Consider the following 22,117-nt stretch of genomic DNA (forward strand, 5'->3'; position numbering starts at 1 on the left):
CGGCAGCGTCATTTGAAATTTGAGGCCAAGCGCTTATAGAACGCGCACGATTTCAAGTTTCAGGATTCCCAGAAATGAGCACGACCGGCCTCCCATTCGACGATTTCCGTGAACTGATCCGCAACCTGCCGGGACCGGATGAACGGGCGGCCCAGGCGGTGCGCGAGCGCGATGCGGTGTTGACCAAGCCCGCCGGCTCGCTCGGGCGGCTGGAGGAAATCGCCGTCTGGCTGGCCGCGTGGACAGGCAGGGCGAAGCCGCAGGTAACGCGGCCGCTCGTCGCCGTCTTCGCGGGCAATCATGGCGTCACGGCCAAGGGGGTTTCTCCCTTTCCCTCGAGCGTGACGGCGCAGATGGTGGAGAATTTCGCCGCTGGCGGCGCGGCCATCAATCAGCTTTGTATCGCCTATGATCTTGGCCTGAAAGTCTTCGACCTGGCGCTCGAATATCCGACCGGCGACATCACCGAGGAAGCGGCGATGGACGAGAAAACCTGCGCCGCTACGATGGCCTTCGGCATGGAAGCGATTGCCGGTGGCACGGACCTTCTCTGCATCGGCGAGATGGGGATCGGCAACACCACCATCGCGGCTGCGATCTGCCATGGCCTTTATGGCGGCACGGCGGAGGAGTGGGTCGGGCCGGGCACGGGATCGAACGGCGACGGGATGAAGCGCAAGGTTGCGGCGGTGCGCACCGCGGTGGAACTCCATCGCAGCCATCTGAAGGACCCGCTGGAACTGCTGCGCCGCCTGGGCGGACGCGAAATCGCAGCGATGGCCGGTGCTATTCTCGCTGCGCGCATGGAGAAAGTGCCTGTCATCGTCGACGGCTATGTTGCGACCGCCGCCGCTGCGGTGCTTCATGCGGCGAGCCCGGCGGCGGTGGACCATTGCCTTTTCGCCCATGTCTCGGCGGAACCGGGCCATCGCAAGGTGCTGGAAAAGATGGGCAAGAAGCCGCTCCTCGACCTCGATATGCGGCTGGGTGAGGGTACCGGCGCGGCGCTCGCCGCCGGCATCGTCAAGGCCGCCGCCCTAACACACACCGGCATGGCCACTTTCGAGCAGGCGGGCGTAAGCGGGAAGGTGAATTGAAAAGACACCGTTCCCCCGGTATCGCATGCTACATCGGCTTTGCGCGGCAAAGCCGATCCATGCTCCGAGGGTGCTATTTACGGGCTTAATCGCATCCCGCTCTAATAAGAAGGGCGCTTCTCGCCATACCACCGCGGGGTGTAGACCCATTCGCTGCCATCAGGTTTTCTAAAGCGCTGCGTCGTCGAAGACCCCACGATGACCACCGTGCGCATATCGACCCGATCAGGCGTCAGTTCCCCGAGGCTGGTGACGGAAATCTTTTCTCCCGGCCTGCCGACATCCCGCCCGAGCACGACGGGTGTTTCGGGCGTGCGGTGCTTGCGCAGAACATCCAGCGCTTCACCCAGCTGCCACGGACGCGCTTTGGAGATCGGGTTATAGAGTGCGATGACGAAATCCGCGCGGGCCGCGTGGTCGAGCCGGTTTGTGATCATCGTCCATGGCTTCAGATTGTCCGATAGCGACAGAATGCAGAAATCATGGCCGAGCGGTGCGCCGATGCGGGCGGCTGCGGCCATGGCGGCGGATATGCCGGGGAGGATGACGAGCTCGACCTCGTGCCATGCGGGGTCATTGGATTCATGCAGCGCCTCCAGCACCGCCGCCGCCATGGCGAAAATGCCGGGGTCGCCGGAGGACAGCATGGCAACCGAGCGCCCGGTGGCCGCGAGGGCGAAGGCGTGTCGGGCGCGCTGCATTTCCTCGCGATTGTCGGTCATGTGCTGGATCTGGTCGGGCCGGAAGGGGCCTGCCATGCGCACATAGGTCTCGTAACCGAGAATATCCTCTGCCCGCTGCAACTCCTGCCGCACGGCGGGGGTCATCAGCATGGGATCGCCGGGGCCAAGGCCGATAACGGCAAGCCGCCCGCGTTTGGCTCTCCGGGCCGGAGTCGAATAAAGAAGCTCGTTCTCTTGCGGCTCTCGGCTTTCGGTCACCACACTGATCGTGAGGCGTCCATCCGAGTCGATCGGCAATTTTGAATCCAGCAGCCACGGCGCATCGCCCACGAGCTTCACCTTCTCGCCCGCCAGCAGGTCGGAGATGAATTTCTTGCCGGCGTCGGGGTTGATGAGCGTGTAGCCCGCGGGGGGGTGAAGCAGGTTCACGCCGAAGCGCAATTCGCCCGTGGTGGTAATGGCGGGGGCGACATCGAAGGCGGCTGCGATGCGCCGCGCCAGTTCGTTGACGCCCGAGAGGCCGCCCAGCAGCGGCACCACCGCGCTGCCATCTTCCGCCACCGCCAGCACCGGCGGCTCGGCCCGCTTGTTTTCGAGGAGCCGCGCCAATGCCCGAATGACGATGCCTGCGGCGCAGAGGGCGATGATGGGCCGCCCAGCCTCATAGAGTTCGCGCAACGTGGCCCCGAAATCGGCGAAAGAGATATCGGCCTTTTTGACTCGGGGTTTGAGGCCATAAATATCCCCGTCACCGAGGGCAACACGGATATGATGGGCTGTTTCAAGGCTGTTTTCGCCAAGAACGAGAATGGCTGGGAAACCTGTTTCGGCGCGTTCCATCATCCGTTCCACTTCTGGCCGGGCACGAGGATTAACGAGAAATAGGGCGATTCATCCGGCTCCACCTCTTTGAGGGGAATGATGCGCTCGTTGCGCATGGTGGCGCGTTCGACATAAAGCGCGCGGTCCATGAGGCCCAGCCCTTCCAGAACGCCGCGCACTTTCGCCAGGTTCTGCCCGAGCTTCATAATGACAGCCGCCTCCGTGTCGGCGAGGCGGCGCTTGAGTTCGGCGGCATCGAGCACGCCGGAGAGGACGGTCAGTGTCTGATTGCGATAGGCGACCGGCGCGCCGAGCACCGCGGCAGCGCCCAGAAACGAGCAGATACCCGGCACCACCTCGGTTTCGTAAAGATGCGCCAGCCGGTCATGGATATACATGAACGAGCCGTAGAACAGTGGGTCTCCCTCGGCGATGACGGCGACATCGCGCCCCGCATCGAGATGTTCGGCGAGAGTGGCAGCGATCCCGGCGTAAAAATGGCTGATGATTGTCTCGTAATCCATACCGGCGGGGAGCTTTTCAGTCGTCACAGGATAGACGAGCGGCAGCAGGGTCTGCTCAGGCGAAAGATAGTCCTCCACGATGGAAAGCGCGTTGCCCTTCTTGCCCTTGGCTGCGTGATAGGCGACCACCGGCGCAGCCTTGAGGCGCTTCAGGGCTTTCACGGTAATAAGTTCGGGGTCGCCGGGGCCTACCCCTAAGCCAAAAAGCCGACCGGGCTTGACCATCATTCCCGCTCCGTAGCGAGCGCATTGACCGCCGCCGCTGCCATGGCGCTGCCTCCGCGCCGCCCGCGGATGATGACGAAGGGAACGCCGCGGCTGTTTTCCGCCAGCGCATCCTTCGATTCCGCCGCGCCGACGAAGCCGACGGGGAAGCCCAGGATCAGCGCCGGCCTCGGCGCGCCTTCGTCGAGCATTTCGAGGAGGCGGAAGAGAGCGGTCGGCGCATTACCGATAGCGACGATGCTGCCCGCCAGATAAGGTCGCCAGAGTTCCAGCGCTACGGCGGAGCGGGTATTGCCCATCTCCTTCGCCAGCCCGGGCACGGACGGGTCGGAGAGCGTGCAGATCACCTCATTGTTTCCAGGCAGGCGCGAGCGGGTGACGCCCTCGGCCACCATGCGCGCGTCGCAGAGGATTGGCGCTCCTGCGGCCAGCGCCTTGCGCCCGGCTTCGCCAGCGCCTTCAGAAAAGACCAGATCGTCCACCACATCCACCATGCCGCTGGCATGGGCGACGCGCACGGCGAGCTTTTCCAGATCGGCGGGAATGCGCGACAGGTCCGCCTCGGCGCGGATGATGGAGAAGGAACGGTCGTAAATCTGCTGGCCGTCTTTGATATAGTCCATTTTATGATCGGGCATCGGTCATTTTCCGGCGGGCGTTTTCTGTTTCATTGCATGATCTTATCCGAAAAGTCTGCAACTTTTCGGGATCATGCTTTAAGCAAAAGCGCCGCTTCTTCGATTGTGATGTTTGCCGCCAATAGCCGTCCGAAGCGCGATGGTCCAGCGGGTTGGCGTAAAAAGAGGTCGTAACGCCCTTGGCCGACCGCGACGAGCGTGGCCGGGGCCGGGCGGATGGCGGCGCAGGATTTCGGGCAGCCGGTGAGATGCACTGGCGCGGCCTCGTCGAGCAGCCCCGCAAGCTTCGCGGCGTCAGTTTGTGTATCCGCTAGCGCCGAGACGCAGCCTGTGGAACCGGAGCAGGTGATGATATCCGCAAGCGGGTGGCCCGGCTCATCAATAAGGCCGGTGGCGGAGAGACGCTCCAAAACGCTGGGGGCTTGGTTCTCGGTAATGTCGGGCAGAAGCACGCCTTGCCATGGCGTCAGGCGAATCTGCCCGCCATTGGCTTCAGCGGCAATATCGGCAATCGCGCGCAGCCGCTCCGGTGTCAGCCGTCCGAGCGGCGCGGCGGCTCCCGCATAGGCGAGCCCTTCCTGCCACTGTGGATGCACACCCAGATGCGCGAAGGGGCGCGGGGCAGCGCGATGCCAATTGTCCGCGGGGGCTATGGAGAAGGCGAGGCGGGTCTTCAGCCGCTCCAGCACATCTGATGCGGGCATTTCAGCGAGAAGATGCTTCATACGCGTGACGCCAGGACGCGTCGCGCTCAATTCCAGAAAAAGGTCGAGGAGGCCGGTGACGAGGGCACGGGCATTTTCGAGGTGGACCGTGCCCAGGGCAGACTCCCTCCTTCCCCCTTGCGGGGAAGGTGCCCGCGTCAGCGGGCGGATGGGGGTGGTTACGTTTGCGCTTTTGCTGAAGACAGAGGTGCAAGCGTCACCACCCCCATCCGTCTGCTCCGCAACGTTCGTCGCTGGAAAAGCCAAATCGTTGGCTTTTCCTTGGCCTACGGCCGAACGCTCCTCAATCCCCGCAAGGGGGAAGGAGGGTGCCACCGGCGGACACGACGCAAGACCGAAGACGAAGCGCTCGCCATCCTCGGTTGCCGCAATCCAGATGTCGCTCGTATGCTCCGTGTGGGCGCAAGCCTCGCCGCCGTCGATGAGGATCGAGAATTTGGGCGACAGTGCGTAATAGGCCGGCGTCGTTTGCAGGGTTTCAAGCAGGCTTCCAGCAAGGGGAAGGGTGTCGAAAGCGAGATTCGTATCGATCCCCGCAGTCGGATTGACCATCACATTGCGGATATCGTCGCCTTCGGGCACGAGCGGCCCGAGACCGGCCTCCATGAGCGCCACAATCACATCATCCGCATTATCAGGGCCGATCCCACGCAATTGCAGATTGGCGCGGCTGGTGAGTTCGATGATGCCGTTGCCATGTCTTTCCGCGACATCGGCGACCGCGCGCGCCTGAGACGTGGAGAGGCGACCGCAGGAGAGTTTCACCCGGCAAATGCGCCCATCCGCGGCTTCCGTCATGCGGAACAGGCCGGGGCAGGCGGACCGCCTGTCCACCCTGCCGCCCGATATGGCGCATGCATTCAGCACTCGGTTTTCTCCGTTCCGTCTTGTCATCCAGATGTTATATCACCATCACACCTATCGAAAACATGATTACGAACAAGGTCTGGAAGCGACATGACACCATGGCTGACGATCATCGGCATCGGGGAAGACGGCATGGACGGGCTCGGCCTCGCCGCGCGTGATGCTCTGGCCGCAGCCGGGATCATCTTCGGCGGAAGGCGGCATCTCGATTTTCTGGGCAGCGATATCAAGGGCGAACGGGTTCCATGGCCGGCGCCGTTTTCCGCAGGTATCGACATGGTCCTGGCGCATCGGGGCTCGCGGATAGCGGTGCTGGCGAGCGGCGACCCGATGTTCTATGGCGTGGGGGCGGTGTTCGCGCGCCATGTTGCACGCCAGGAAATGCATATTCTGCCATTTCCGTCCTCCTTCTCGCTTGCGGCGGCGCGCATGGCCTGGCCCTTGCAGGATGTGACGCTGCTCAGCGTCCATGGCCGTCCGCTGGAAATAATCGAAGCTTACATCCAGCCCGGCAACTGTCTCTTGATCCTCAGCAATGATGGCGAGACACCGGGACAAACGGCGCGGATGCTGGAGGCGCGCGGCTTCGGCGAGAGCCATATGACGGTCCTCGAACATTTGGGCGGACCGAAAGAGCGCCAGATCGAAGGCATGGCGAGCGGTTGGGCGCATGGGCGCACCGCCGATCTCAACGTTCTGGCTGTCGAATGCCGGGGCGGGGCAGTCGCCTTTTCGCTGCTGGCGGGGCTGCCCGACGCGGCGTTCGAGAATGACGGGCAACTCACCAAGCGCGACGTGCGCGCTGCCACACTCGCGCGCCTCGCGCCGAAGCCACGCGAATTGCTGTGGGATGTGGGGGCGGGATGCGGCTCCATCGGCATCGAATGGATGCGCGCCCACCCCACCTGCCGCACGATCGCCATCGAGGCGCATGAAGGGCGGCAGGGAATGATCGAGCGCAACCGCCTGGCGCTCGGTGTGCCCGGGCTGGAGCTCGTCAAGGGCGAGGCGCCGGTTGCATTGGTCGGCCTCGAAGCGCCGGATGCGGTTTTCATCGGCGGCGGCTTTACCGATGAAGGCGTGGCGGAAGCCTGCTGGAACAGCTTGAAGCCCGGCGGGCGGTTCGTCGCCAATGCCGTGACCATGCAGAGCGAGATGATGCTGGTGGAGTGGCAGAAGAAGATTGGCGGAGAACTGACGCGGCTATCCGTCAGCCACGCCGCGCCGCTGGGGGGATTTGACGTCTGGCGTCAGGCGCTGCCGGTGACAATGCTTTCCGGAGTGAAGCCGATGTGATAAGGCAGAATGGGGAGCATCGGGAGAGGGGGAAATGTCATTAATTGATGAGACTTCATTGGTTCGCAATGAGCGAATAAAGCTGCTGGCGTCCAATCTGGACCGACTGTCTACCGCATTCATTGCCGTTGGCGTTCTCGGCAATACGTTCAATTTCAAGCCGGGAACGGACATGCTTGTGCCTGCCTTGAATGTCTCGGCTTGGATTTTTCCGGCTATTGGATTACATTTAATAGCAAGTTTTGTCCTCGGGAGACTTCGGAATGAGCGCTGAGATATTCATGTGGTGGGTTTTTCCGATTCTCGTTGGCGTAGTGTGCTTCGGCTGGCTTTGGTACCAGAAACGCTATAATAGCGATTATTGGCGCTAAGCTGTGACCTTCTCTCAGCTCTTTTATCTTTTCGTTCTCCCGGTTCTGATAGCTGCTGGAGGATATGGTGCTTTGCTCTGGGCCAGGTATCAGGGCCGGCATGCAAACACTAAGCAATCGCAGGTGGCCGATGTTGTGGGTCACTACGGATGGTCGTCGCTGACTAACCCCACGCACCAATCCTGATAAATTCCATCCGATTTTTTAAAACATGACTTGCATAGTCATATTACCTTCGGCTAAGGCTTCATCACCGTATCTTTCGGATGTCCGGGAGCCAAGAAATGCCGCATCTTCTCAGCGCCACCACCCGCGTCACGCTTTCGCAGCCTCATGTCATCATGAGCAGGCTTCTGGAACATTTTGCGGAACATGGGGCTATCACCACGGCGGAGCGGGGGGGCGAGATTGCGCTTTCCTATGGCCGGGCGGTGGTTGAAGCCGATGATGAGAGCCTGACCTTCCTGGCCGAGGGCGAGGACGATACGGGCCTCGCCTATGTTAAATATGCCGTGGCGGAGCATCTGCTTGAATTCGCAGATGGCCAGACGCCGAGGATCGTCTGGAGCGGCCATGGCGCGGCGGGCTCGCCGCTGCCTTATTTCCGCGAGATGCGCGTCATCTCCGCCCGCAACATCACACCGCATATGCGCCGCGTCACGCTGCGCGGCAAGGATCTGCAACGCTTCACCCATGGCGGGCTGCATGTGCGCCTGTTCTTCCCGCCGAAGGATGTGGCGCAGCCGCAATGGCCGGTGACGGGCGAGGACGGACGCCCGGTCTGGCCGGAGGGCGAGAACAAGCTCGTCAACCGCATCTACACGATCCGCAATATCGATGTGGAGCGGGGAGAGGTGGATATCGACATCGTGCTTCATGAGGGCGACGAGACGCCGGGTTCGTCCTTTGCGCTCAATGCGAAAGAGGGCGATCTGGTCGGCATGACCGGACCGGGCGGCGGCGATTTGCAGGAGGCCGACTGGTATCTCTTCGCCGGCGACGAAACCGCGCTTCCCGCCATTGGCCGTATTCTGGAAGATCTGCCGGCTCACGTTAAGGCCGTGGTCCGCATCGAGGTGGACAGCGCCGCCGAGGAGCAGAAGCTCTATTCCAGCGCCGATATCGATCTCGTCTGGCTGCACCGCAACGGGCGCGAGCCCGGCACGACGACGCTTCTCGCCGATGCGGTCCGCGCGGTGGAATTCCCTGCCCACGGCACGCGCATCCATGCCTGGGCCGGCTGCGAGTTCAGCGCCTTCCGCGCCATCCGCACTTACCTGCGCAAGGAGTGCAAGCTCGCCAAGCAGGAGCATCTCGTCGTTTCCTACTGGCGCCGCGGCTTCGATGGCGATAATGCACGGCGTGAAAAAGACGAAAATAATTAATCCGGCGATTCCCTGCCGGATAAATCCAGGTTCTGGTGATGCTCCGGCGGTTCTTTTCCTACTACAGGCCTCATAAGGGGCTGTTTCTTCTTGATTTTGGCTGTGCCGTCCTCTCCGGTCTTCTGGAGCTGGGCTTCCCGATGGCGATCAAGATCTTTGTCGACCATCTCCTGCCCGGGCAGGACTGGGTGCTGATCCTTCTTGCCTCCGCCGGACTTCTTTTCGTCTATCTCGTCAACACCGGGCTGATGGCGATCGTGACCTATTGGGGACACAAGCTCGGGATCAACATCGAGACGGAGATGCGGCGCAAGCTCTTCGATCATCTCCAGAAGCTCTCCTTTCGGTTCTACGACAACAACAAGACCGGCCATCTCATCGCCCGCGTCACCAAGGATCTGGAGGAGGTGGGAGAGGTCGCCCATCACGGGCCGGAAGACCTCTTCATCGCCATCATGACGTTCCTCGGCGCCTTTGCGCTGATGTTCTCGGTCAATGTCCATCTCGCCCTGATCACGGCTGCGGTGGTGCCGCTGGTGGCCTGGCTGACGAGCCGCTATGGCGGGCGCATGACGCGCAACTGGCAGGCGCTCTATCGCCGCATCGGGGATTTCAATGTGCGGATCGAGGAGAATGTCGGCGGAATGCGCGTCGTGCAGGCCTTCGCCAACGAAGATCACGAGCGCAAGCTTTTCGCGCAGGACAACAGCCGCTATCGCCAAACCAAGCTCGAGGCCTATCGTATCATGGCGGCGAGCACATCGCTCAGCTATATGTCGATGCGGCTGACTCAACTCATCGTCATGCTGGCAGGCACATGGTTCGTGCTGCATGGGCAATTGACCAATGGCGGCTTCATCAGCTTTCTGCTGCTGGTTGGCGTGTTCATCCGCCCCATCGAGAAGATCAACTCCGTCATTGAGACCTACCCCAAGGGCATTGCCGGGTTCCGCCGCTATACCGAGTTGCTGGATACCGAGCCCGATATTATCGATGCACCGGATGCTGTCGCCGTGTCGCACCTCAAGGGCGATATAAGCTATCGTGGCGTCACCTTCGGCTATAGCGCGGACAAGAAGGTGCTGCGCGGCATCGATCTGGATATCCGCGCGGGCGAGACGGTGGCGTTTGTCGGTCCGTCCGGAGCGGGCAAGACCACGCTCTGCTCGCTGCTGCCGCGCTTCTATGAGATCGAGGCGGGCGAAATCCGTATCGATGGCGTGGACATCCGCAAGATGACGCTCGCCTCCCTGCGTGAGCAAATCGGCATCGTCCAGCAGGACGTGTTCCTGTTCGGCGGCACGATCCGTGAAAATATCGCCTATGGCCGTCTCGGCGCTGATGACCAGGAAATCGAAGCGGCAGCGCAGCGGGCGCGGCTGGAGGCGATGATCGTGAGCCTGCCCGATGGTTATGACACTGTTATCGGCGAGCGCGGGGTGAAACTTTCGGGCGGCCAAAAGCAGCGTCTGGCCATTGCGCGCATGTTCCTCAAGAACCCGCCGATCCTCATTCTCGATGAGGCGACCTCGGCGCTCGATACCGAAACCGAACGGGCGATCCAGCAATCGCTGACCGAGCTTTCAGCGGGGCGCACCACGCTCATCATCGCGCACCGGCTGGCGACGATCCGCAATGCCGATCGCATCGTCGTGGTCGATGAGACTGGCGTGGCGGAGCAGGGCAAACACCGCGACCTCATCGCCGCCGGGGGGATTTATCGCCGGCTGCATGATGCGCAGTTCGATCTGACCGGAAGCTGATTGCGCCCCTGTTCCTCCGAGGCTCAGTAGCCTCGGCACGTCAAGCAGCCCTTGCGTTAAAAAAGGAACCAAATATCCAGCCTGACGTTTCTTCTGTGTTCCCCCGTGAGGATAGGCGTAACCGGTCAAGGAGACAACTGCTATGGGCTTCTTCTCGAAGGATATCCGCTCTATGGACGACCTTTTCGTCCACACCATGCGCGACGTGTATTACGCCGAGCAGCAGATTGCCAAGGCGCTTCCCCAGATGATGGAGAAGACGCAGAATTCCGAGCTTCGGATGGGCTTTGAAAAGCATCTGAACGAGACAAAGAACCAGATCAAGCGTCTGGAAGAGGCGTTCGAGCTCTATGGTGTCGAGGCTAAGGGCGTCAATTGCCCGGCGATAGACGGCATCATCGAGGAAGCGAACGAGATCGCCGGCGAGGTCGACGATCCGACCGTGATGGACGCGGCGCTGATCGCGGCGGCGCAGGCCGTGGAGCATTATGAAATCACGCGCTACGGCACGCTGATTGCCTGGGCCAACGAACTGGGCCGCGGCGACTGCGCGGCGCTTTTCGAGCAAAATCTCAAGGAAGAAAAGGCGACCGACCAGAAGCTCACCGCGCTGGCCGAAAGCACGATCAACCGCAAGGCGGCGTAATAGTTTGGCTGGCCCCATAAAAAGGCCGCCCGTGCATTAATTTATCTGGACTGAGGACGGGGAATGGGAGTTCCCTGTCCTTTTTGCGCTTACCCGAGCAGCCATCGTCCGTTCGCGACCTCCGGCTCAATTGATCTAATTCCCGGTGGTCTCGCTCTCCTTCGTGCACATATTGGCAATGCCACGAATCTCCGGGCTTTCCGTCGAGATCCTGTTCTGGAACAGTTCGTCGAACAGCTTAGTCTGATCGAGCGTCGTGGTGACGCAAGAGCAGAAGCGGCGGCAGAATTGCCCGTCATTGGTTATCTGGCAGCTTTGCTCGCAGGTTTGGATGAACTTTGCGTGCTGGTCCGCCATCGAAGGCGGAAATATCTGTGCGATGAGGAAGACGCAGGAGATAAGTATCGGTTGATGCGTGAGGTAGAAGGCGAGGCTGTGCCTGCCGATGAAGGTGAGCGGACGGTCGATGGCGGCAATGCCTGTGCCGTTCTGCAAGATCGGCATGAGCTGGAAGCGCTGGAATATCCGCGCAAGCGCCATCCCTGTCAGCACCGCGCCGAACCATGGGAAGAGCGGCACATAATCATTGGAGCGCGGGAAGACGGTCGAGAGTCCGACCCACCAAAGGGCAGGGTGGTCGAAAAGGGGCGATTGATAATAAAATGGCAGGGCGATGATCGCCGCCGCGCAGACGATGATGACTGATATAGGCAGCCACAGAAATAACAGCCCCAACAGGCTCGCCAGCGCGATCTGGTGCAGGATGCCGAAGAAGATGAAACTGCCCGGCATCAGGTACCAGGTGACGAGCGTAATGGCGAGCGCCGCGCCCGCGATCTCGGCAAGCCGAATGCCGAAAGACTTCCAGCGAATGCCTTTTTCATGCGCCAGCACGAGGCTGAAGCCGGCAAGAACAAGGAAGCTCGACGCGATCATGCGTGCGAAGAGCTTCCACCCGCCATGCCCCGTTGTGCCGGGGTCGAGATAGCCGAAGAATTCGAAATCCCAGCCCCCATGGTAAATCACCATGGCAAGCAGGGCGACGCCCCGAGCGATATCGATTCGCGCAAGGCGCTGCTTCGTTGCTGGGTGGGAGCCGGCGGCGGTCTGTTCAAGCTGCATAAAGAATTCCGCAAAAGGGGCCGAAAAGCGGGTTGCGTGTTCGCTGAAAACGCTTGAATGTCCTCTTTAATTCAAGGCGGGACGGCGGTCAAAACCGCCTTGTCAGAGGGGAGAGGGTATCAGTGTTTTTTGCCGCGTCGAAGATATTCTGGCTGTTCGTCCAGCCTATAAGTTTGCTCCTTGCAGGGCTGCTGGTGTCGATACTGGCAATTGCTCTCGGCTGGTGGCGTCTGGGACTCGCATTCTCGAGCATTACAACGGTTCTCCTCGCCCTTGCCGGATTCACGACCTTGGGGAACATCATGCTCCTGCCGCTGGAAGACCGGTTCACGCGCCCCGCGCTGCCGGCGAGAATAGACGGCATCGTCGTCCTTGGCGGCTATATGGAAGGCGAAATCAACGCATCACGCGGCGGCCATGAGGTTAACGGCGCGGCCGACCGGATCATCGAGACGATGCGCCTGGCGCGGCATTACCCGGAAGCGCGCATCGTCGTTTCCGGCGGAGAGGGGACATTTTTCGAGGATTCCGTGCCTGACGCAATAAGCACCCGTGCGCTTTTCCGCGATTTCTCGCTGACAGGAGACAGGCTTTTTTTCGAAGATCGGTCGCGTAATACCTATGAAAACGCAGTCTACTCCCGCGAGATGGTGAAGCCGCAACCGGGCGAAACCTGGCTTCTCGTCACCTCCGCGTTTCACATGCCGCGCTCTGTAGGATGCTTCCGGCAGGCAGGTTTTCCTGTCATCGCCTGGCCGGTCGATTATTCAACCCGCCCCGATAGGCATTTCACCATCGATCTCCAGAATCCGCTGGGGAATCTCACACAGGTCACCATTGCAATGCGGGAATGGCTGGGCCTCGCGGCTTATTGGTTCAGTGGCAAGATTGGTGAAGTGCTGCCCGCGCCGGGCGGCGTGTCTGTCGTAGGCGGATAAGCGAAGGTCGGCATTGGAATTCGCATTTTTCCCGGTGTGGTCCATCTTCATCTGAACTGATATAGTGGACCGGCATGTTTCTCTCAGTATTCGATCTCTACAAGATTGGGATAGGCCCTTCGAGTTCCCACACGATGGGGCCGATGACGGCGGCAAATCTCTTTCTTACCGAACTGAAGGACGGCCACTGGCCGCGTCCGGCAGGCGTGAAGGTGGCCCGCCTCATGGCGCGGCTGCATGGTTCGCTCGCCTTCACCGGCGTCGGCCATGCGACGGATCGGGCTGTTATTCTGGGACTCTGCGGCCATCTGCCTGATAAAATCGACCCCGACCGCATGGCTGACATCATCGATCGTGTCCGGGCGGAAAAACGCATTCATCCTGCGGGGCATCCCGCCTATCGCTTCGATCCCGATAACGATCTCGTCATGGACCGAAAGGTGGCGCTTCCCGGCCATGCCAACGGCCTTGCCTTCGAGGCCTACGATGCCGACGAGCGTCTCCTGCTCCGCCGGGTCTATTATTCCATCGGCGGCGGCTTCGTGGTTACCGAGGAGGAGTTGGCAAAGCAGAAAAGCGGCGGCGCGGCTCCCCAAGCCGCCAATGTGCCTTACCCATTCGCCAATGCGGCCGAAATGCTGGCGATGGCGCGCGAGAGCGGCCTTTCCATTGCCGAGATGAAGCGGGCCAATGAAGAAACCCGAATGAACCGCGCCGCGCTCGATGATGGGCTCGACCGCATCTGGGAGGCGATGCGCGCCTGCATCGAACGGGGGCTGCGACAGGAGGGCATCATGCCCGGCGGCCTCAAGGTGCGCCGTCGTGCGCGCCAGCTGCATGATCGGCTGGAGGAAGAATGGCGGCAGAACCGGAGGAATCCGCTGCTCGCCAATGACTGGCTCTCGGTTTACGCAATGGCGGTCAATGAGGAGAATGCTGCGGGTGGGCGTGTCGTGACCGCGCCGACCAATGGCGCGGCGGGCGTCGTGCCGGCGGTACTGCGCTATTACGTCCGCTTCCATGACGATGCGGACCAGAAGGGCATCCGTGATTTCCTGCTGACCTCGGCGGCCATCGGCGGCGTCATCAAGCACAATGCTTCCATCTCAGGCGCGGAAGTCGGGTGCCAGGGAGAGGTGGGCTCCGCTTCGGCCATGGCCGCGGCGGGGCTCGCAGCCGTACTGGGCGGTACGCCTGAGCAGATCGAGAACGCAGCGGAGATCGCGCTCGAGCATCATCTCGGCATGACTTGCGACCCGGTCGCCGGACTGGTGCAGGTCCCCTGCATCGAGCGCAACGCGCTTGGCGCGGTGAAGGCGGTCACAGCCGCTTCGCTGGCGATCAAGGGCGACGGCACCCATTTCGTGCCGCTCGACGCCTGCATCGAAACCATGCGCCAAACCGGCATCGACATGAACGAGCGCTACAAAGAAACGAGCCAGGGCGGGCTGGCGGTCAATGTGGTGGAGTGTTGAGGGAAGGGAGTAAGGGAATATGTTGTTATGCAAACATACTCCCCTATTCCCCTACTCCCTTATTCCCTTTATTGGGATGCCATGCCACTTCACATCGTAAAACTCTGCGTTGGGTGCGACAGCATCGAGGATCTGGCGGCGTGGATCGATTTCCGGCTGGAGGAGAAGCGCGCCGCCGGTGAATTGCCGGAGCAGTTTCACACCACCCGGATGGTGCCCAAGCGCATTGACGAGCTTCTCGACGGCGGTTCGCTCTATTGGGTGATCAAAGGCAACATCCAGTGCCGCCAGCGGCTCACCGATATCCGGCCCTTCACGGACACGGACGGTATCCAGCGCTGCCATCTGGTGCTGGAGCCTAGGCTTGTTCTCACCGAATGGCAGCCGCGCCGGGCATTTCAGGGATGGCGGTATCTCAAGGAAAACGAAGTTCCCGCCGATCTCTCAAACGGCGCGAAAGGCCGCGCCGCTCTGCCGATGGAACTGCGCCAGGAATTGGCGGCGCTGGGGTTGCTTTAAGCGAGGTATCGCCAATCAACTGGATGTCTGCTGATAGAGAGTAACGCGCTTATTACTGCTATAAACTGCACAAATGACATGATCCTGCTCGATGATGGATAATGGCCGGGCCTCTGGTTGAATAGGTGGTGACTGCGGGTTAATCACCTGATTAGAATTTATGTCAAACATCAGTATACCCGGGCTGGCAACCGTGGATATATATTGATATCTGTTTAAATTATCTATTACCGTTGTGGTTCCGAAGAACGGAGCTGCTTGTAATGAAATTGGCAAGCCAACGGAAATTGGCGGTAGCGAAGCGAGACTGTAGATATTCACTAGGCCTGTTCCTTCCTGTATCGGAACATAAAGGCGCGCGTTATTCCTATCCAACGCAATCCCTGCTGGCGGTCCTTGTGGTATAGCCAGTTGGCTAATATTATTGGCCCCCTTGGATATCCAATACAAATTCCAACCAGCACTTGTAAAAAAGATCGTGTCGCGATGATATACAAATTGGCTGGAGGCAAATTGATAGGAGGTCGTTGGATAATAATTCGACTGTTTGGTCACAAGATCATATACCCATACCTCGCCCAGGGAAGGCGTGGCAAGGCCGACAACAAGTAAATCATCGAACACCGCCATTGATGGCACGGAGAATTCATCCGAATTCAGGTCGATGTTCCCGCCGTACCCTATGACGTCTATGAGGTTAAACTCGTTGCTCGTATCGTATATTTTAATGCCGAAGCCGGAAATTTCATAAAGATCCGGTGCTCCGTAAAGGCGCTTTCTTTTGGGATCCAGCGCAATATTCAAATTGTCCTTCCAAAGATATATGTTGGAACCCGCTATCGCCTGGCCATTTTGGTAGGACACCGGAACTATATAGCTTCCGGTTATGTCGGGCGGGAGCTGCATCAAGACGTAAAATTTCCGGGCAGACTCGTCTGGGACAACAGCAATTGGCGTATCCGTGAAGGACAAAGTACCTAAAGAATTGAGATAGATAGTCATTGAATGATCCTTAGGGGTTAATACAAATGATTGAACGGCGCCATTTTCCTGCAACTAACAATAGAAGTCAATACGCGTCGGCACGCAACTAGCAGAACGCACGTTTATCAACGCCTGGTGGGGAGAATTGACACAGAGGCGCGATTAAATGGGTAAGTGGCTGATCGCTCGGCTCAGTGAAAACGCAGCCGGATCGCCTTCATCCCGCGCGGGTCGGATGTATGCAGATGAACCGGTGAAAAGGGCAGGGCGGCTCTGCGACTGCGCGCGGCATGGCAGATCAGCAGCGCCACGAGATCGCGCGTGGTCAGCGTCGATCCGCCTCGCTTCAGGTCGGCCAGGCGAACGGCGGCTTGATGCAGGGCCTGCATGTTAAGAAGCGACGTCGCTTCTACTTTTGCATGCGCGCTCTGGATTCCAGTGATCTTCTGCTTTTTCGGCATGGAAAAACCCTCTACTGATAACTATTGCGGGTTTTGGTAAAAAATGACTGGACGGCGGGGCGCCCAATCAGAATTTTTACTGGGCGATCGCGTAGCAGCTGAAATCTTTTCTTTTCAGGACAGCGCAAGCCTTCGAGGCTGCGGTCTGGGTCTCGAAGCCGACGAAGCGCGCGCGATAGAAGGTCTTTGATTTCTGTTCGAAGGTTTCCGTGCGGGCCGTTACGGCGGCGAGCGTCGATCCGGCCTCGGTGGCTGCCTTGGCAAGCATCGCCTGCGCCTGTTCGGGGCTCGGGAGCGAGCCGATCTGGATCGCCCACCCGCCGGAGGCGCGGGCGGAGGCGGTGGTGACAGGGTCGACATGCGCGGGCGCGGCCTGGGGCTTGGCGATGGATGCCACCGCAACGGCTGCGGCGGGCCGGGGTGTGGGGGCGGCAAGGGCCGTGACCACTTCATCATCGGCATCGCCCTGGCCATACGCTTCTTCCGTTTCCACGCGGGCGACCGGCACGGGCACCTCTTCGGCCTCGGGGAGCGCGACCGGCGTAATCTGGACAGGCGTGGTATCCCGTGCGGCAAGCAGCGGCTCGCCGCTGCGGCGCGATGCCTTCGGCACATATTTCGCGAGAAGGGCGGTCATATGCGCATCGCGGGCGCCGCCGCTCTTGCCGCCCATGACCACCGCGACGACCTTGCGACCGTCAACCTTGACCGAAGACACGAGGTTATAGCCGGAATCGCGCGTATAGCCGGTCTTGATGCCGTCCACCCCCGCGACTTTGCCGAGCAGGCGGTTATGACCCCGGATGGTGCGGCCTTTGTAGACGAAGCTGCGTGCGGAGAAATAGGCGAACTCACGCGGGAAATGCTCGCGCAGCGCAATGCCGAGAATGGCCATGTCGCGCGCGGTCGAGCGCTGCGCCCGGTCGGGCAGGCCGGACGCGTTGCGGAATTGGGTGCTTCTCATGCCGAGCCGGCGGGCTTTGACGGTCATCATCTGCGCGAAGCGCTGCTCGGAACCCCCGAGATATTCACCGATGACGGCGGCGGCGTCGTTGGCGGAACGGGTGATGAGGCCGAGGATAGCATCTTCGACCCGGAGCGTCTGGCCGGGCTTGAGACCGAGCTTCGTCGGCGGGCGTGACGCGGCGTAGGCGGAAACGGGCATCTGCGTGTTTTCATTGACACGCCCGGCGTGCATCGCCTCGAACAGCATATAGAGCGTCATCATCTTTGTCAGCGATGCGGGGTAGCGCGGGGCATCCGCATTGGCGGCAAACAGCGTCTTGCCGTTATTGGCGTCGACAACGATCGCGGCATATTTGCCGGAGTCGGCCTGGGCGGGAGGAACGCTTGCCGTGGAGCAACCGGTAATGACTGTGAACGCCAGGATGGCCTGCGCCGCCTTTGTGAACACGGAGGCGGCTTGACGGAACGCTGTACGCACGATGACTACCTGCCTGGTATGCGATTGTGGTTTGGATGCGCGCTGCGAACGCGACCCATGATTTTCCTGACCCTATCGGCCATAGCGTTACCAATCCGTTTATGGTAACCGGCCTGTTCATTTTTTCGCGGGGATTTCATAAAAATTTTATTAAGATTTGGCCCAAAAGCCTTTGGATGGATGCCAGGGACCTTGGAAAACCATGGAGCGGGGCCCCATATAGGTTCGGGAAAACTTCCCCCATTTCTTGCAACTGTTTCTTTCGGATTCCGTGTTATGATGAGAATCCGGAAGTGAGTTGCAACTGCCAAACGAGGGCTTAAAATCAGCGTGCCGCACCCTACATTATGGAGCAGCGCTTGAGCACAGGTCCTGACCCTAGGTGTTTTAAGACGATGATCCGTTTCGAATTGGTCATGCAAAGCGATGAAGGCGGGAGCGGCAGTACTGTGGGCCGTGGCACCGCCGTCATCACGCGAACGAAGCCAAAAGCCAAGAAGCCGAGCCTCTATCGGGTTCTCCTGATCAATGACGATTACACGCCCATGGAATTCGTGGTCCATGTGCTGGAGCGCTTCTTCCAGAAGAACAGGGACGATGCCACCCGCATCATGCTCCATGTTCACAATCATGGCGTTGGCGAATGCGGGGTCTTTACTTACGAGGTCGCGGAGACCAAGGTAACGCAGGTTATGGATTTCGCCCGCCAACACGAGCATCCGCTGCAATGCGTGATGGAAAAAAAGTGAGGTCGCATGCCATCATTCTCCCCCAGCCTTGAAAGGGCGCTTCACCAGGCCCTGACAATCGCTAACGAACGGCATCATGAATATGCGACGCTGGAGCATCTTCTGCTGGCCCTGATCGACGATCAGGATGCCGGCGCGGTCATGCGCGCCTGCAATGTCGACATGGAGCATCTGCGGCGTACCGTCACCGAATATGTCGATCGCGAGCTCGACAATCTCGTGACGGGATATGACGAGGATTCGAAGCCCACGGCGGCTTTCCAGCGCGTCATTCAGCGCGCGGTTATTCACGTCCAGTCCTCGAACCGCGAGGAAGTGACGGGCGCGAACGTGCTGGTCGCCATTTTCGCGGAGCGCGAGAGTCACGCCGCTTATTTCCTGCAGGAACAGCAGATGACCCGTTACGACGCGGTCAACTACATCTCGCACGGCATTTCCAAGCGCCCAGGCGCGGCGGAAACCCGCGGCCCGCGCGGCGCGGAGGCCAATGGCGAGGAGCATCCGGCGCAGGAGCAGGATGACAGCGCCAAGAAAAAGCAGGATGCGCTGACCGCCTATTGCGTCAATCTCAACGACAAGGCGCGGGCAGGGCGCATCGACCCCTTGATCGGGCGCGATTCCGAAATCAACCGCACCATCCAGGTTCTGTGCCGCCGCTCCAAGAACAACCCGCTCTATGTCGGCGATCCCGGCGTCGGCAAGACGGCGATTGCTGAGGGGCTTGCCAAGCGCATCGTCGAAGGCGATGTCCCGAACGTGCTTCTCAACGCCACCATCTTCGCGCTCGACATGGGCACGCTGCTGGCCGGCACGCGCTATCGCGGCGATTTCGAGGAGCGTCTGAAGCAGGTGGTGAAGGAGCTGGAGGATTATCCCGGCGCGGTCCTCTTCATTGATGAGATTCACACTGTCATCGGTGCGGGTGCGACCTCGGGCGGGGCTATGGACGCCTCGAACCTCTTGAAGCCGGCGCTCTCCTCCGGCGCGATCCGCTGCATCGGCTCCACCACCTATAAGGAGTTCCGCCAGTTCTTCGAGAAAGATCGGGCGCTGGTCCGCCGCTTCCAGAAGATCGACGTCAACGAGCCGTCGATCCCGGACGCGATCGAAATCATGAAGGGGTTGAAGCCCTATTTCGAGGACTTCCATAAGGTGAAATACACCGTGGAAGCGATCAAGTCCGCGGTGGAGCTCTCGGCCCGCTACATTTCGGACCGCAAGCTGCCGGATAAGGCCATCGACGTCATCGACGAGACGGGCGCGAGCCAGATGCTGTTGCCGGAGTCGAAGCGCAAGAAGACCATCGGTGTCAAGGAGATCGAGGCGACCATCGCCACCATGGCACGTATCCCGCCGAAATCCGTCTCCAAGGATGACGAGGAGGTGCTTTCGAACCTCGAGGCCGAGCTGAAGCGCGTTGTCTACGGCCAGGATCTCGCCATCGAGGCGCTCTCCGCGGCGATCAAGCTTGCCCGCGCTGGGCTGCGCGAGCCGGATAAGCCTATCGGCAGCTATCTGTTCTCCGGTCCCACCGGCGTCGGTAAGACGGAAGTCGCCAAGCAGCTGGCAAGCTCGCTCGGCGTGGAACTGCTGCGCTTCGACATGTCGGAATATATGGAGCGTCACACCGTTTCGCGGCTGATTGGCGCCCCTCCGGGCTATGTCGGCTTCGACCAGGGCGGCTTGCTCACCGATGGCGTGGATCAGCATCCGCATTGTGTGCTGCTGCTCGATGAAATCGAGAAGGCGCATCCGGACCTGTTCAACATTCTCCTGCAGGTCATGGACCATGGCAAGCTGACCGACCACAACGGCAAGCAGATCGATTTCCGCAACGTCATCCTGATCATGACGACCAATGCGGGCGCGGCGGACCTCGCCAAGGCGGCCATCGGCTTCGGTTCCTCGCGGCGCGAGGGCGACGACATGGAAGCGATCAACCGGCTGTTCACGCCGGAATTCCGCAACCGCCTCGACGCGATCATTCCGTTCGGCCCGCTGCCTGTGCCTGTTATCCATCAGGTGGTGCAGAAATTCGTTCTGCAGCTCGAGGCGCAGCTCGCCGACCGCGGCGTGACCTTCCAGCTCACCGACGAAGCCATCGCCTGGCTTGCCGACAAGGGCTATGACGAGCGCATGGGCGCCCGGCCTTTGGCTCGCGTCATCCAGGAGCACATCAAGAAGCCACTGGCGGATGAGGTGCTGTTCGGCAAGCTTAAAAATGGCGGCACGGTCCGCGTCACCGTCGGCGAAAAGGCCGATGGCGCGTCCACGCTGCTTCTTGAGAGCATTGCGGACGAAGTCCCGGTCAAGCCGAAGAAGGACATTCCAGCAGAGAAGAAGGCTACGGCAAAGAAGCGGACTGCGGCGAAAAAGGCCGAGCCTGAAAAGGTGGCCGCCGTGGACAAACCCGCGCCGCGCGCCAAGGCTTCGGTGCCGAAGGTGCCGCGGAAGTAAGCTGGTTGTGTTGAGACAAAGAAAGCCGTCCTTCGGGGCGGCTTTTTTGTGCGCGTTGGGCATTCTTATCCGCGAAATGTCGCGGGACAGCACCCCCCCCTCTGTCCTGCCGGACATCTCCCCCGCGAGGGGGGGAGATCAGCCTTCATCGATGGCGGCTCTCTGTTCTGCTACGTTCGTGATTGGCGAAAGCGGAACTGACAGCCAATCTCCCCCCTTGCGGGGGAGATGCCCGGCAGGGCAGAGGGGGGCGCTGTCTCGCAGACATGCATGTGTTTGCCCCTGGACAATCACCCCCGCTTCACACTCGCCAACCCAACCGCCGCGGCAAAATAGAACGAACCCGTGAGCCGGTTCCGCACCAGGCCCCGCGATGCCAGCAGGCCGCGCAAGCGATCGGCGAGGAGTGCCCAGCAGGAATCGAAGGTGAGGGCGATGGTGAGGAACGACACCGACAGAAGGATCAGTTGCCGCACGATCGGCGCATCCGGAGAGACGAACTGCGGGAAAAACGCGCCGTAGAACAGCAATGTCTTCGGGTTCGCCGATGACACCAGGAAGCCGCGCCAGAAGATCGCGCGCGCCGAGCGCGGCTCCGGCTTGATCTGGGTAAGGTCGATGCTCGGTGACCGCCACGCCTGGAAGCCGAGATAGACGAGATAGGCGACCCCAACCCAGCGCACCCATTCGAACAGTTCGCCAGCCAGCGCCAGGAGTCCGCTCATGCCCAGCACGGTCAGTGTCAACTGCGGAATCATGGCGGCGGTGGTGCCCAGAACGGTGATCAACCCGAACTTGCGCCCGTAGGCGACGGAATTTGCCGTGATCAGCGCGACGTTAGGCCCCGGCATGAGAGCAAGCGCTACCGTGGCAGCCAGAAAACCCAGATATAATTCGATCGACACAGTTCCCTCCGTCCCTTTTCA

General features: G+C 60.6%; 20 protein-coding genes. 11 read left to right on the forward strand and 9 right to left on the reverse strand.

The genetic code is table 11. The features are described from left to right. Positions 1 to 74: 74 nt before the first annotated feature. Positions 75 to 1,097 carry a nicotinate-nucleotide--dimethylbenzimidazole phosphoribosyltransferase gene (gene cobT / locus ACOWVG_RS10350; protein WP_420961967.1) on the forward strand — a complete coding sequence of 341 codons (1,023 nt, stop codon included), beginning with the start codon at positions 75 to 77 and terminating at the stop codon, positions 1,095 to 1,097. A gap of 101 nt (positions 1,098 to 1,198) precedes the next feature. Here the strand turns inward: cobT and cobJ are convergent, their stop codons facing one another. The 4 genes from cobJ to ACOWVG_RS10370 form a co-directional block, all read right to left on the reverse strand. Next, positions 1,199 to 2,620, reverse strand: coding sequence for a precorrin-3B C(17)-methyltransferase (gene cobJ / locus ACOWVG_RS10355; RefSeq protein WP_420961969.1), 1,422 nt, complete (start codon positions 2,618 to 2,620; stop codon positions 1,199 to 1,201). Beyond that, positions 2,620 to 3,351 carry a precorrin-2 C(20)-methyltransferase gene (locus ACOWVG_RS10360; protein WP_420962411.1) on the reverse strand — a complete coding sequence of 244 codons (732 nt, stop codon included), beginning with the start codon at positions 3,349 to 3,351 and terminating at the stop codon, positions 2,620 to 2,622. The genes cobJ and ACOWVG_RS10360 overlap by 1 nt, the downstream gene beginning before the upstream one ends. Further along, positions 3,351 to 3,974 (reverse strand): precorrin-8X methylmutase, encoded by a 624-nt coding sequence (locus tag ACOWVG_RS10365; RefSeq protein WP_420962412.1) that lies wholly within the window; start codon positions 3,972 to 3,974, stop codon positions 3,351 to 3,353. Before ACOWVG_RS10365 ends, ACOWVG_RS10360 begins: the two co-directional genes overlap by 1 nt. Before the next feature lie 86 nt (positions 3,975 to 4,060). Further along, complete coding sequence (locus tag ACOWVG_RS10370; RefSeq protein WP_420961971.1) at positions 4,061 to 5,581, reverse strand: precorrin-3B synthase; 1,521 nt, start codon at positions 5,579 to 5,581, stop codon at positions 4,061 to 4,063. A gap of 90 nt (positions 5,582 to 5,671) precedes the next feature. On the opposite strand from ACOWVG_RS10370, the gene cbiE reads away from it, so the two are divergent. From cbiE to ACOWVG_RS10395, 5 genes are all read left to right on the forward strand, one after another. After that, positions 5,672 to 6,877 (forward strand): precorrin-6y C5,15-methyltransferase (decarboxylating) subunit CbiE, encoded by a 1,206-nt coding sequence (gene cbiE, locus ACOWVG_RS10375; RefSeq protein ID WP_420961973.1) that lies wholly within the window; start codon positions 5,672 to 5,674, stop codon positions 6,875 to 6,877. A gap of 34 nt (positions 6,878 to 6,911) precedes the next feature. Continuing rightward, positions 6,912 to 7,151: a hypothetical protein gene (locus ACOWVG_RS10380; RefSeq protein WP_420961975.1), complete on the forward strand. Its 240-nt coding sequence runs from the start codon at positions 6,912 to 6,914 to the stop codon at positions 7,149 to 7,151. A gap of 381 nt (positions 7,152 to 7,532) precedes the next feature. Then, positions 7,533 to 8,633: a DUF2218 domain-containing protein gene (locus tag ACOWVG_RS10385; protein ID WP_420961976.1), complete on the forward strand. Its 1,101-nt coding sequence runs from the start codon at positions 7,533 to 7,535 to the stop codon at positions 8,631 to 8,633. Positions 8,634 to 8,671: 38 nt separating this feature from the next. Next, positions 8,672 to 10,396, forward strand: a complete 1,725-nt coding sequence (locus ACOWVG_RS10390) for an ABC transporter ATP-binding protein (protein ID WP_420961978.1) — start codon at positions 8,672 to 8,674, stop codon at positions 10,394 to 10,396. Positions 10,397 to 10,538: 142 nt separating this feature from the next. After that, on the forward strand, positions 10,539 to 11,042 hold the full coding sequence (locus ACOWVG_RS10395; protein WP_420961980.1) for a ferritin-like domain-containing protein: 504 nt from the start codon (positions 10,539 to 10,541) through the stop codon (positions 11,040 to 11,042). A 135-nt stretch (positions 11,043 to 11,177) separates the two neighbouring features. On the opposite strand, the gene ACOWVG_RS10400 is transcribed toward ACOWVG_RS10395, so the two are convergent. Further along, a complete protein-coding gene (locus ACOWVG_RS10400; RefSeq protein ID WP_420961982.1) occupies positions 11,178 to 12,164 on the reverse strand; it encodes a heparan-alpha-glucosaminide N-acetyltransferase in 987 nt (328 codons plus the stop codon). 122 nt (positions 12,165 to 12,286) lie between these two features. Between ACOWVG_RS10400 and ACOWVG_RS10405 the strand changes: the two genes are divergently transcribed. The 3 genes from ACOWVG_RS10405 to ACOWVG_RS10415 all read left to right on the forward strand — a co-directional run bounded on the left by ACOWVG_RS10405 (position 12,287) and on the right by ACOWVG_RS10415 (position 15,096). Next, positions 12,287 to 13,102 (forward strand): YdcF family protein, encoded by an 816-nt coding sequence (locus ACOWVG_RS10405; RefSeq protein ID WP_420961984.1) that lies wholly within the window; start codon positions 12,287 to 12,289, stop codon positions 13,100 to 13,102. Positions 13,103 to 13,176: 74 nt separating this feature from the next. Next, complete coding sequence (locus tag ACOWVG_RS10410) at positions 13,177 to 14,577, forward strand: L-serine ammonia-lyase (protein ID WP_420961985.1); 1,401 nt, start codon at positions 13,177 to 13,179, stop codon at positions 14,575 to 14,577. Between the two features lie 81 nt (positions 14,578 to 14,658). After that, positions 14,659 to 15,096: a DUF1489 family protein gene (locus tag ACOWVG_RS10415; protein ID WP_420961987.1), complete on the forward strand. Its 438-nt coding sequence runs from the start codon at positions 14,659 to 14,661 to the stop codon at positions 15,094 to 15,096. 15 nt (positions 15,097 to 15,111) lie between these two features. Here the strand turns inward: ACOWVG_RS10415 and ACOWVG_RS10420 are convergent, their stop codons facing one another. From ACOWVG_RS10420 to ACOWVG_RS10430, 3 genes are all read right to left on the reverse strand, one after another. Beyond that, positions 15,112 to 16,098 carry a hypothetical protein gene (locus ACOWVG_RS10420; protein WP_420961989.1) on the reverse strand — a complete coding sequence of 329 codons (987 nt, stop codon included), beginning with the start codon at positions 16,096 to 16,098 and terminating at the stop codon, positions 15,112 to 15,114. Between the two features lie 173 nt (positions 16,099 to 16,271). Beyond that, on the reverse strand, positions 16,272 to 16,541 hold the full coding sequence (locus ACOWVG_RS10425; RefSeq protein WP_420961990.1) for a hypothetical protein: 270 nt from the start codon (positions 16,539 to 16,541) through the stop codon (positions 16,272 to 16,274). A 76-nt stretch (positions 16,542 to 16,617) separates the two neighbouring features. Next, on the reverse strand, positions 16,618 to 17,985 hold the full coding sequence (locus ACOWVG_RS10430) for a D-alanyl-D-alanine carboxypeptidase (protein WP_420961991.1): 1,368 nt from the start codon (positions 17,983 to 17,985) through the stop codon (positions 16,618 to 16,620). A gap of 395 nt (positions 17,986 to 18,380) precedes the next feature. Here ACOWVG_RS10430 and clpS point away from each other — a divergent pair, with 395 nt between their 5' ends. Both clpS and clpA read left to right on the forward strand, forming a co-directional pair. Further along, positions 18,381 to 18,734 (forward strand): ATP-dependent Clp protease adapter ClpS, encoded by a 354-nt coding sequence (clpS, locus tag ACOWVG_RS10435; RefSeq protein WP_420961992.1) that lies wholly within the window; start codon positions 18,381 to 18,383, stop codon positions 18,732 to 18,734. Positions 18,735 to 18,740: 6 nt separating this feature from the next. Next, positions 18,741 to 21,191 (forward strand): ATP-dependent Clp protease ATP-binding subunit ClpA, encoded by a 2,451-nt coding sequence (gene clpA, locus ACOWVG_RS10440; RefSeq protein ID WP_420961993.1) that lies wholly within the window; start codon positions 18,741 to 18,743, stop codon positions 21,189 to 21,191. A gap of 290 nt (positions 21,192 to 21,481) precedes the next feature. Here the strand turns inward: clpA and ACOWVG_RS10445 are convergent, their stop codons facing one another. Next, the gene (locus ACOWVG_RS10445) at positions 21,482 to 22,096 is read right to left on the reverse strand and encodes a LysE family translocator (RefSeq protein ID WP_420961994.1); all 615 of its coding nucleotides are present in this window, start codon (positions 22,094 to 22,096) and stop codon (positions 21,482 to 21,484) included. Between the last annotated feature and the right edge of the window lie 21 nt (positions 22,097 to 22,117).

It is taken from the genome of Brucella sp. IR073 (genome assembly GCF_049065735.1).
Lineage (GTDB): Bacteria > Pseudomonadota > Alphaproteobacteria > Rhizobiales > Rhizobiaceae > Paramesorhizobium.